Origin of the sequence: Succinimonas sp. (assembly GCF_045225735.1) — a bacterium.
GTDB lineage: Bacteria > Pseudomonadota > Gammaproteobacteria > Enterobacterales > Succinivibrionaceae > Succinimonas.
Window position 1 is genome coordinate 1 of record NZ_JBGVBR010000053.1, and the last position, 6723, is coordinate 6723.

The following is a 6723-nucleotide window of genomic DNA, read 5'->3' on the forward strand; positions in this document are numbered from 1 at the left end:
ACAATCAGATCTATAACTTCCGCTACGGCGAGGACAATCAGATTGTTATCAATTCCGCCCGGGCCGAATCCAAGGTGGAATATAATGAAAACAGGGAATACCTGAAGATGCAGGAAGAGCAGAACAACTGATAAGCTGCCTGCCTGTAAATCTCAAGGTCTCCGGAGGACTTGCTCTTCCGGGGATTTTTTTTGCGGCGCGCAAAACCAGACAAGAACCAAATAAGAATCAGACAAAAGGTCTGGTTGGGGCGGAGGATTATATTTCTTGCTATCTGTCAGGGAATAACCAGCAGACTGATGGCATTTCGCTGCCTCCGGCCGCAGTAACATTATCGGCCTGAAAAAAATGCTCCGGACGATTCCGAAGCATTCTTCCTGAAAAGAGATCCTGTTTTCCGGCCAGGAGAATAAGGCTATTCTATAGGCACTGCCCGCTGCCACACTATGGATCCGGTAGCCAGGGACATAATGCGGAGCACGGCTACGGGCTTTTCCCGCTGGATCATGGTCTGGCCCGAAATTATGTAATCCACATTCTGCGCCTTGGCCAGTCTGATGAGGTAGGCGCTGGAGGCCTGTCCCTGCTGCGCCCGCATCTTCTTTTCCAGCTGAGAGCTCATAATGCTGTAGCGTCCGGAGGAGGAGATTTCGTCCTTGAGGATTGCCGTCAGGGAAGGTCCTTTGTAACAAATGCCCTTTCCCGCAACAAAGCCGTTGATTAAGGTGAGATTGGGCTGCTTCGGCTGATAGGCATTGATAGCAAGACGTGCCAGGCTGCGTACCGCATCCTGAACGGCCGCTGCGTTTTCGGAGCAGCTGGCCACAGGCTTTTCATAAACGGGTTCCTGAGGCTCCGGAGTCCGGGGAGAAAGTTCCCGCTGTTCCTGAGGCGGCGTTTCCGGCTTTTGGCTGATTACCTCTGGTTCCGGAACGACTTCTTTGACATTGGACGGGGATGCGGCCTTGGGAGCCTCCTGCTTCGGCTTTTGGGGCTTTCCGGCATTGCGGCGATCCTGTTTTTTGTCATGATGGGAGTAAACCTGAGGCGTATCCCCCGTCCTCTTGGGCGGGGTTTTGCTCTGAAAGGCGTCTGTCAGACTGCAGCCGGAAAGAGCGGTGATAGCGCCGGCGGCAATAAGAGAAATAATTGCCTGACTCAGTTTCATTTGGATGCGGCCTTTGTTGCGAAACCGCCAAAGCCCAGAGGCTCTCCCCCCAGAAGGTGGAGGTGGATATGAGGCACTGCCTGACCGCCGTGACGGCCTACGTTAAAGATGAGACGGTAGCCGTCAGCGGCGATTCCCAGATCCTCGGCCATCTTTTTAGCGGTAAGAACAAGCTTTCCCACCAGCAGGGCGTCATCATCGGTGAGATCGTTAATGCTGGCGATAGCCTTGGTGGGAACCACCAGGAGGTGCACCTTGGCCCGGGGATTGATATCCGCAAAAACGGTTACATCGTCATCCTGATATCTGATGTCAGCAGGAATTTCGTGGTTAATGATTTTGGTAAAAAGAGTCTGTTCTGCCATGATTGTAAGTCCTCAAAAAACTGCCGGCTTAATTATAGCATTTTTTGTCCGGCCTGCGATTTTATGGAGAGTCTCCGGAATTCCAGAGGAGCCCTGAAACAGAATGGGTTTGGCGGCTGGAAAGCGGAGAATCCGGCTTCGGGTTTTTCCCTGCCCAAAAAAGCTTCCCGTGGTGTAAAATGACGCCCGTGATTATTTACCGGGGCCGCGGCCGCGGATTATGACAGGAGAACAGCGCATGTTTCTGGTGGATTCGCATTGTCATCTGGACAGTCTTGATTATGAAAACAGATTTAAGGATCCCTCCGAGGTTCTGGCCCGGGCTCATGAGGCCGGCGTAACCCATTTGCTGTGTCCGGGGGTGGATCTGGAAAGCTTTCCCCGCATGTATGACATGATAAAGGATCTCCCTCATGTCTGGGGCGCGGCCGCCATGCATCCTGAGAATATCACTCCGGACAACAAGGACTGGCTGGATGAAACCCTGGAGGAATATCTGTCCCGGGACAAAATCGCGGCTTTGGGGGAGACCGGCTTGGATTTTGTGTGCACGCCGGAAACCAGAAGCATTCAGGAGGAGAGCTTCGCCCGGCAGGTGGTGATTGCCGACAAAATGAAAAAGCCTCTTATTATTCATGCCCGGGGATCTGCCGCCATATGCCTGGATATTATAAATGCCGTTAACTGCCGGGACGTGGGCGGCGTCATGCACTGCTACTGCGATACGGTGGATGTGGCCAGAAGATCTCTGGACATGGGACTCTTTATCTCAATCTCCGGCATTGTTACCTTCAATAAAGGCGAAAACGTGCGGGAGGTCTGCCGTTATGTGCCTTTGGACAGACTTCTGGTGGAAACCGACAGTCCCTACCTGGCCCCGGTGCCCAAGCGGGGCAAGCCCAACGAGCCGGCCTATGTCTCCTATACGGCAAAGGCGGTGGCTGAGCTTAAGGGCGTAACCTATGAAAACCTCTGCAATACCGTTTCGCAAAATTTTGCGGAATGCTTCAGAGTGACTCTGGATTAACAGTCTCAAAAAGATCGCCGGAAATCCCGGCCGAAAGACCTGGCTTTACCCCGGCCTGGTTCCGGGGCGGTTTCCGCTAATAATAGCCGGTGTTGTCAAAATCCTCTTCAATGATGGGATCCTTCATCAGTTCTTTGGTTACTATAGCCCGGGACAGCTCCTCGGTCATCCTTCCGGCATCATCTCCGGCCAGTTCCTCCAGCTCCGTGAGGAGTCCGGCAATATCTTTGTTGTTGAGAAGCAGATATTCCCGGGCGGAGATCTCATGACCGCTTTTCAGCTTGTCGCAAATGGCGGCAATTTCGGGATTCTCGGAAGGCTCCTGAGATGAGGCGGGAGAATTGGCCGGGGCCGGGCTTTCATCTGTGCTGGCAGCCTCATCATGAATCTTTGAGGAGGCTTCGGATGGCACCGGAGTAAAGGCAGCCGACCGGATCTCAGCCTTCTTTTCTTCTGCGGGAACACTGTCAGGAAGGGCGGCTTTTTCCGGAACAGTATCAGTCGCGGGGGCCTCCGGGGTATTTTCAGGTTTTTCCGCTGCTGTTTCCGCCGCAGTTTCAGATTTATTTTCAGTTTCGGATGCGGCTTCCGTCTCCTCTTCTGTCAGATCAAAAAGGGATTTCAGGAAGCTGGGCGGAATTTTGCCGGGATGCCCCGCAATATAGGATATGACGGCATCTCTTTGGACGTCTTCCATTTCATAAAGAGCCTTTTTGAAGCTCTGGTGAATGTTTAAGTTGATATCCTGCCGGTTCAGAGCTTGGATAAGGGAGTAATCCCGGGTGTTGATACTGTAGATGTAGCGGGAGTTTTTAATGTTTTTGTTAAGCTCGTAGTAGGCCCGGACATGTCTCTTAACATCGCTGAGCTCGGTTCCGAACCTTTTCTGAAAGTGTCTCACCAGCCAGTCCAGACGGTGCAAAAGCCGGGTATCATTGATTCTGCGGTAGTAGGAGAGCCAGCCCAGCTGTTTTTCGTCAACCTTGACTCCGGCGCACAGCATGGAGATCTTGTTTTTGAACTCGAATTCCAGAGAAGCCTTTTCGGCTAAACTGAGATCCGGACTCTTCAGGAGAGCCGCATATTTGCGGAACATCCTTTCGAGAGCTTCTTCATGCTTGAGCTCCGAAGACTTTCTTACGGTGATTTTCGGGCCGTCGAAGACATAGCCCAAATACTGAAAGGTCTCTGAAATATCCCCGCATTCATCCTTTTCCGTGTTGATAGCAAGGCCGAGAGCTTTAATATCGTCGGTTACGGCTTTCATGATGCTGTCAAAGCTTTCCCTGTCCGTGAACACCAGAATGTCATCCACGTAGCGGAAAAAGGCGATATCAGTCATGCCGGAATACTTTGTGTCCACCTCGGAAAGAAAGATATCCGCCAGAAGTCCGGAGCAGGAGAGCCCCTCCGGGATGCCGCGGTGATTTTTGCTGCGGGAGTCATCGGTTTTGCGGGTTTCCGGATCGAAGGACTTCGTATTCACGATGTCCTGCAGCAGACGGAGAACGGTCTCGTCATGAATTCCGGCGCGGAGCTTTTGGAACAGGAGTGCGTGGTCAATGGTGGCGAAAAAGGTTTTGATGTCCAGCTTGAAAAAACGCTGGTAGCGGTTCCTCTGTTTCAGCACCCGGTTTACCACGACATTGGCCAGCGGGCGGCGGGTTTCCTTTGGGAAGGCCTCTTTAAGGTATGCGGAGATGAGAGCAATGACCACCCGGTCTCTGATGGTAGGAATGCAGATCTTCCGGGGGGCTTTGTCCGGCCCCTTGGAAACCAGATTCAGGTGGTAACGAGTAAAGCGGAAGGTGTTATTTGCCGTTTTTCTCTGAATGACGGCGATTTCGTTCTCCAGGGAGGCAATGAAAGCCCGGGAGGATACAAAGTCCAGTCCCGGAGTGTTCTTGTTCCTGCTGACTATTTTGGTGTAAACCGCCTTAAGAATGTTCTCCGGGGAGAACAGATTTTCCATATCGAAGCCGTTATCGGGAGATAGGGCAGGGAATGATGCGGTACCGGGAGACGGCAGAGGGGCGTTTAAAGCGGAGGAATTTTCAGAATTGGTCATGGCGAACGAACTCCCTGGAAACATGAAGAAAATGCGCGCTCCGGCAACCGGAAAACAGTCTTGAGCCGGGAAAAACAGCCTTGAGATCATCGTAACAGAAACCTGGGAAAGCACAACAAACCCGAAAGGGGAGCTTTTCAGATTGTTACGGGGTTCCATTTCCCGGCAAGGCGATAATTTCTGAACAGCGGTACCCTGGCAGCGGAAGCGGAGACCCCGGGGCGAACCGGCTTAGGTATTCCCAAGGGAAGGTTTATGGGAATGCTGTGGATGGGGAGTATGCGGAATTCTGAGGTGCTGCGGAGTGAGATGAGATCTGCCTCTGATTCAGACGGGGGGTCTCTTCGGCTGATGACGGGGTTTAAACGTACAAAAGTACAAGCATGTCATTGAATCGCTGACGCAATCTGATGAAACACTTCCCTAGGAGGAAAGGAAGGTTTAGGAGGAAATAGAAAGAAAAAACTTCTCCGGTTAAAAACCGAAACCCCGTCCCCTTCATTATAGTGCATTTTCGCAGGCGGAAAAAAGAGGGTTTTTCGAGCGCCTGAATATCAGGCGAATTTCCGGAAGCCGGTAATTCTTGCTCTAAGCACCATTACGGAACTAAAATATAGGACGGAATGTAACAGCGTGCAAAACACAGCAGCGACAAGCACTGACAGCTGTTCCGATAACGTAAGCGATAACAGTCTGCGCTGCTTTTTGGTGCATCGCGCGGATCTAATCACAACAGTGGGGAATTTTTTGTGGAAAACAAGTCTGGCAATAACAAAAGAATACTGGTTACCGGCGGCTGCGGGTATATCGGGAGTCATACCGTTGTAGAGCTTCTTAACAGCGGCTTTGACGTTACCATTCTGGATAATCTTTGCAACAGCAAGGCCACAGTCATTGACAGAATAAAAGAAATCACCGGAAGAACGCCGGATTTTAAGGAAGCCGATATCCGGGACTTTGCCGCTCTGGATAAAATCATGGCGGAAGAGAAATTCGCTTCCGTTATTCATTTTGCGGGACTGAAGGCCGTAGGAGAATCCTGCGCCAAGCCCGTGGAATATTATGACAACAACGTTAACGGCAGCGTGCAGCTTATTCGGGCCATGGCAAAAAACGGCGTTAAGAACATTGTTTTCAGCTCCAGCGCCACAGTTTACGGCACTCCCTCCACCCCGAAAATTCCGGAGACCGAACCCCTGAAGAGAGGCAACAGCCCTTATGCGCAGACCAAGGTGGACATCGAATGGATCCTGAATGACTGGTATAACTCCGATAACAGCATTTCTGTCTGCGTGCTGCGCTACTTTAATCCGGTGGGAGCCCATAAGTCCGGTCTTATCGGCGAGGATCCCCTGGGCATTCCCAATAATCTGATGCCGTACATTTCTCAGGTAGCCATTGGGAAGAGACCGCACCTTAACATCTGGGGCAATGACTATCCTACCAGAGACGGCACCTGCATCAGAGACTATATTCATGTGGTAGATCTGGCCGCCGGTCATCTTGCTGCGCTCTCCCACTGTCTGGATAAGCCCGGATTCTATGCCTATAACCTGGGCACCGGACATGGCATCACCGTCAAGGAGGTGGTGGATGCCTACAGCGCCATTCTGGAGCATCCGCTCCCCTTTGTTTACGGTCCCAGAAGACCGGGAGACATTGCGGAATACTATGCGGATCCTGCCAAGGCCAAGGCTGAGCTTGACTGGGAGACCAAACTGGATCTTCACGATATGGTCAGCGATGCCCATAACTGGCAGCAGAAGAATCCTGAAGGGTACAACTGATAAAAGCCCGGTTTCCGGGGAGGCGGCGTTTTCCTGCCATATGTTTTAAAAACATTGTCGCAGAAACGCTGCTTCTTTCATTAAAAGCGTATTTCATTAAGGATAAAATGAAAGGTATTGTTTTGGCCGGCGGCTCTCCTTTGGGACGGGGCATTGCCTGGTTTGATACCGGAACCGTGGACAGTCTTTATGCGGCGCAGACCTTTGTGAAATCCGTGGAAAGCATGGCCGGCATTTCCATAGCTGTGCTGGAAGAAATAGCTTACAATAAGGGCTGGATTGACAGGGAAATGCTCATTGAGAGCGCA

Annotated in this window: 5 protein-coding genes and 1 pseudogene; 3 read left to right on the forward strand and 3 right to left on the reverse strand. The window is 51.7% G+C overall.

What is annotated here, in order from left to right:
- Positions 1 to 415 precede the first annotated feature (415 nt).
- Together ACJROR_RS01860 and ACJROR_RS01865 are read right to left on the reverse strand one after the other, a co-directional pair.
- Positions 416 to 1168, reverse strand: a complete 753-nt coding sequence (locus ACJROR_RS01860; protein WP_406545615.1) for a hypothetical protein — start codon at positions 1166 to 1168, stop codon at positions 416 to 418.
- Positions 1165 to 1533 carry a histidine triad nucleotide-binding protein gene (locus ACJROR_RS01865; protein ID WP_406545616.1) on the reverse strand — a complete coding sequence of 123 codons (369 nt, stop codon included), beginning with the start codon at positions 1531 to 1533 and terminating at the stop codon, positions 1165 to 1167. The genes ACJROR_RS01860 and ACJROR_RS01865 overlap by 4 nt, the downstream gene beginning before the upstream one ends.
- Before the next feature lie 220 nt (positions 1534 to 1753).
- Between ACJROR_RS01865 and ACJROR_RS01870 the strand changes: the two genes are divergently transcribed.
- Positions 1754 to 2560, forward strand: a complete 807-nt coding sequence (locus tag ACJROR_RS01870) for a TatD family hydrolase (RefSeq protein WP_406545617.1) — start codon at positions 1754 to 1756, stop codon at positions 2558 to 2560.
- A 76-nt stretch (positions 2561 to 2636) separates the two neighbouring features.
- Here the strand turns inward: ACJROR_RS01870 and ACJROR_RS01875 are convergent, their stop codons facing one another.
- Positions 2637 to 4628, reverse strand: coding sequence for a reverse transcriptase domain-containing protein (locus ACJROR_RS01875; protein ID WP_406545618.1), 1992 nt, complete (start codon positions 4626 to 4628; stop codon positions 2637 to 2639).
- 749 nt (positions 4629 to 5377) lie between these two features.
- Here ACJROR_RS01875 and galE point away from each other — a divergent pair.
- Complete coding sequence (galE, locus tag ACJROR_RS01880; RefSeq protein ID WP_406040681.1) at positions 5378 to 6415, forward strand: UDP-glucose 4-epimerase GalE; 1038 nt, start codon at positions 5378 to 5380, stop codon at positions 6413 to 6415.
- Positions 6416 to 6522: 107 nt separating this feature from the next.
- Positions 6523 to 6723: pseudogene (locus ACJROR_RS01885) on the forward strand (hypothetical protein); the annotation flags it as partial.

What these genes read in the sequence shown, in the direction of transcription:
- ACJROR_RS01860 (WP_406545615.1), bottom strand. Translation starts at nt 1,168, where the DNA reads ATGAAACTGAGTCAGGCAATTATTTCTCTTATTGCCGCCGGCGCTATC.
- ACJROR_RS01865 (WP_406545616.1), bottom strand. Translation starts at nt 1,533, where the DNA reads ATGGCAGAACAGACTCTTTTTACCAAAATCATTAACCACGAAATTCCT.
- ACJROR_RS01870 (WP_406545617.1), top strand. Translation starts at nt 1,754, where the DNA reads ATGACAGGAGAACAGCGCATGTTTCTGGTGGATTCGCATTGTCATCTG.
- ACJROR_RS01875 (WP_406545618.1), bottom strand. Translation starts at nt 4,628, where the DNA reads ATGACCAATTCTGAAAATTCCTCCGCTTTAAACGCCCCTCTGCCGTCT.